The following is a 3,880-nucleotide window of genomic DNA, read 5'->3' as shown; positions in this document are numbered from 1 at the left end:
TAAATAAATCCACACCATAGCCTTCACCCTCAACATTGTTAGTATAAAACGGCTGGCTTGCGTCATCCGGGGCGCCGGCCGTTACATCGCTGGCGAGCGGTAACTCATCCATGGTTTTGTAATAGGTTGTCACCGACCAACTCCACTCATTGGCCAACTCCTGTTTAATGCCGAGCGTGTAGTGATTGGATGTTGGCGACTGCAGTTCAGTGTTACCAATTTGTGGGAAAGTTTTATCGATATCCGGCAAGCGATTGTAACTGCCGGCCGATGAACTGAGCGTCCAGTTGTCGATAAATTCCCATGCAATTGCCGCGCGGGGATGGGTAAAGGTTTCTTCAGTAAAATCGTTATAGTGAGTTTGCACGCCCAGATCCAAGGCCAAGGCATCGGTAATAGCCCAGTGGTCATTGATATAGGCAGAATGCTCTTTGATCGTTACCGCGTCTTCAGCGACAATTAATTCGCCGCGCCGTAATTCACAATCAGGATCGAACTCGGTACACACATAATTGATAAACCGCGCATCGTAACTGTATTCGGTACTGTGGGTTTCTGCACCAACAGAAATACTATGAGATTTTCCGGCGAGAAAATCATAATTTGCCAAGGCATAAACATCCTCAGCTGTCATATTAAAAAAGTATTTTTCGCCACCCCAAAAAGTATCGTCATTTTTTTGGTAGTGACCGATTTGTACATCCAACTCACTACTGCCACTGGCCGCAAACTGCCAGCGCAGGCTCTGGTTGTTAAAGGTGTTTTTGATTTTTGCGTCGCCGGCAAAATCCGGTTCTTCCAATACCTCGGTCGAAAATTCGGTGAATTCGGCGGCGGCCAAGTCACTCGCGCCATTCGCACTCAGCGTCAACTTGTGATCGTCACCTAAACGGTATTGGTATTTGAATTGATAGTCGGTGTCTTCGGGTGCGTCCTGCACCTTAATACCTTCCTCTTCTTCCAACTCATCGCCATCAAAAAAATATTGCAGCAAGCTGCTGCGGCCCGACAAATAAAACGCTGAGTTTTCACTCACTTCACCTTCAATAAAAACACCTGCACGCAACAGGGACAGGTCAACCTTGGTGTACATATCCTGGGCTTTTGGATCGCGCAATTTGATATCAAAAATCCCGCCAATGGCATTGCTGTAGCGCGGACCAAAACCGGCCGAAAACAACTCAAAGTCCTGAATGATATTTTCATTAAAAATCGACGTAGAAAAGGAATGGAAAACATAGGCAGCGGGTGCGCCATCCACCAGATAGCGGTTGTCGCTCGGCGATGAACCGCGCACGGCCGGCGCCCCGCCCCCATCACCCTCACTGATCACCCCCGGCAAACTGAATACCGCCATCAGCGGGTCGCCGAGGGAGCCGGGCACATCGATAATTTTTTGTGCATTTTCGGTAATCACCGAGTAATCGCTTTTGCGTCCCTGCACGATCATTTCTTCAACATGAGTGTCAGCGCCCGCGGGCGCAGTATCACTTGCCGCAACAGGCAGGGCGACAAGGGAACAGAGCAAGACATAGAGGGCATTGGGCGAGGAGCGCATGACAGTTTCCTTTTTAACGTATAGCAGCGGCTATTATTGATGGAGAATGAGCGCGCATAGCCTAACGCCGGGTGACAAGCTTGGGTGTAACAGAGCGCATGCGTCTGTATCAGTCTGTAACAAGAACTAAAACGCATATGGAGTTATTGCAAAAGCGCCATTGGTTGTGAAAACGAATTATCAAAACGATCTAAAGAAGTGGCCACTGGAATGCAGGTAGCACCTATACTCTGTAGATAATAGGGAAGGATAACAATGAAATTTCTAAAGCCCGCAAGCCCTTTGGCACCCCATAAAAGCGTACAGGTCAAGCCCTGGAAAGTCGCGATTATCGATGACGAGCAACAGGTGCATGCTGTAACGCAAATGGTGCTGAAAAATACCCAGGTTGATGAGCAACCGCTAGAGTTCCTCAATGCCTATAGTGCAGAGGAAGGTCTGCGCCTGTTTCAAGATCACCCCGATATTGCGCTGGCTTTTATCGATGTAATTATGGAAACCGATAACGCCGGGCTGGAACTCATCCATCAAATTCGTAACGACCTGCAGAACCATGCCACGCGGATTGTGTTGCGCACTGGCCAACCGGGCACAGCGCCGGAAGAAACGGTGATCCGCACCTACGATATCAACGATTACAAAAGCAAAACCGAATTAACCGATACCAAATTAAAAACCTGTGTCTATTCCTCCATTCGCTCCTACCGCGACATAGTGACTATTGAAGCCAGCAAACGCGGCATGCAAAAAGTGATCGCCGCATCGGATTCTGTATTGCGCAGCCAAACGCTGTATCAATTTGGCAATGCCATTCTCAGCCACACAGTGCAACTGCTCGGCATCAAAACTGCAGAAATGTATTTGGTCAGCCAACACGTGGATTTATTTGGCGATGCCGAATTAATTTTACTTGCTGCTACTGGCGATGAAGTCAAACTCAACACCCAATGGGATACCGACATACTGCCCGCCGATGTTAAACAGGCGATTATCGATACGCTGGAGAGCCAGCAACCTACAGTGACCGAAGACGTATTTATTGGTTACTACCACACCGATGAAAATACCCGCAGCGTGCTCTACACCCGCTTTCGCGAAGAACACAATGCAGTACAAGATGAAATACTGAAATTATTTGCCGCCAATATCACGCTGATTTTTCAAAATCTGCACAACCGCGAACACATCCAGGAAACCCAAAAAGAATTACTGCTGGTACTGGGTGATGCCATTGAACAGCGCTCCAAAGAAACTGGCTCACATGTGCGGCGCGTTGCACTCATGTGTGAACTCATGGCATTAAAGCTGGGGCAAAGTAGTGAATATGCCGAGATGCTGCGCCATGCATCGCCGCTGCACGACATTGGCAAAATTGGCATACCCGAAACTATTTTGCACAAACCAGGAAAACTGGATGACGCTGAGTGGGAGGTAATGAAAACCCACGCGCAAATTGGCTACGAATTACTAAAAGATTCCACCCGCACTATTGCCAAAATGGGCGCGCGCATTGCACTAAGCCATCACGAACACTGGGATGGCAATGGTTATCCCTCCGGGTTAAAAGGTGCAGACATTCCATTGGAAGGCCGCATAGTCGCCATTATCGATGTGATTGATGCACTTGGATCCGAGCGTGCTTATAAAAAGCCATGGCAAGAAAATGCCATCATCCAATATGTGAGCGAACGCAGCGGCAAACAATTTGATCCGGCACTGGTTGAAGCCGCGCTCTCGCTATTTGACAATTTCCGCGATATTCGCCACCACTTTCCCGATCACCCCCAGCATTGATACAGCCGCTCACTATGGAAAATACGCTCTACGATATTTTGCTCGATGTGTCCAAATCATCAATGATTGACGAAGGCGATTTGCAAACTGCAGGCCTATTGATCCTTTCCGCCGCCACACAGGGCTTGCAAATCAGCCGCGCAGGCATTTGGTTGCTCTCGGAAGACAAACAAGCTATTTGCGGCAAAATGTTGATTGATGGCGACGACTGTAAACTGGATACGGATTTATGCCTCGCCCGCAAGGATTTCCCACGCTACTTCAATAGTCTGGACAGCGAGCGCGCCGTGGTTGCCCACGACGCCCAGCACGATGACAACACCAATGAATTTCGCACGAGTTATTTAATCCCATTCGGAATTACCTCCATGCTCGATGCGCCGATTCGCCACAGGGGTGAAATGCTCGGCATTATCTGCTGCGAACATCAAGGTGAAATGCGTACGTGGAGCAATGAAGAGATCGCCTTCGCCAGCGCCTTAGCCGACACCTATGGCCGCGCAATTAGCGCCGCCCAGCGCAATGATT

Annotated in this window: 3 protein-coding genes; 2 read left to right on the top strand and 1 reads right to left on the bottom strand. The window is 49.0% G+C overall.

Annotated elements, in window-relative coordinates; translation table 11 throughout:
* A partial coding sequence (locus ACWA6V_RS18515; RefSeq protein WP_449523878.1) for a TonB-dependent receptor plug domain-containing protein occupies positions 1–1,558 on the bottom strand: 1,558 nt, incomplete at its 3' end.
* 255 nt (positions 1,559–1,813) lie between these two features.
* On the opposite strand from ACWA6V_RS18515, the gene ACWA6V_RS18510 reads away from it, so the two are divergent.
* Together ACWA6V_RS18510 and ACWA6V_RS18505 are read left to right on the top strand one after the other, a co-directional pair.
* A complete protein-coding gene (locus ACWA6V_RS18510) occupies positions 1,814–3,352 on the top strand; it encodes a DUF3369 domain-containing protein (protein WP_449523877.1) in 1,539 nt (512 codons plus the stop codon).
* Between the two features lie 14 nt (positions 3,353–3,366).
* Positions 3,367–3,880: GAF domain-containing protein (locus ACWA6V_RS18505; RefSeq protein ID WP_449523876.1), on the top strand; the 514-nt coding region annotated here is incomplete at its 3' end.

The organism is Cellvibrio sp., from assembly GCF_053579595.1.
This window is presented reverse-complemented; position numbering and strand designations above follow the sequence as displayed.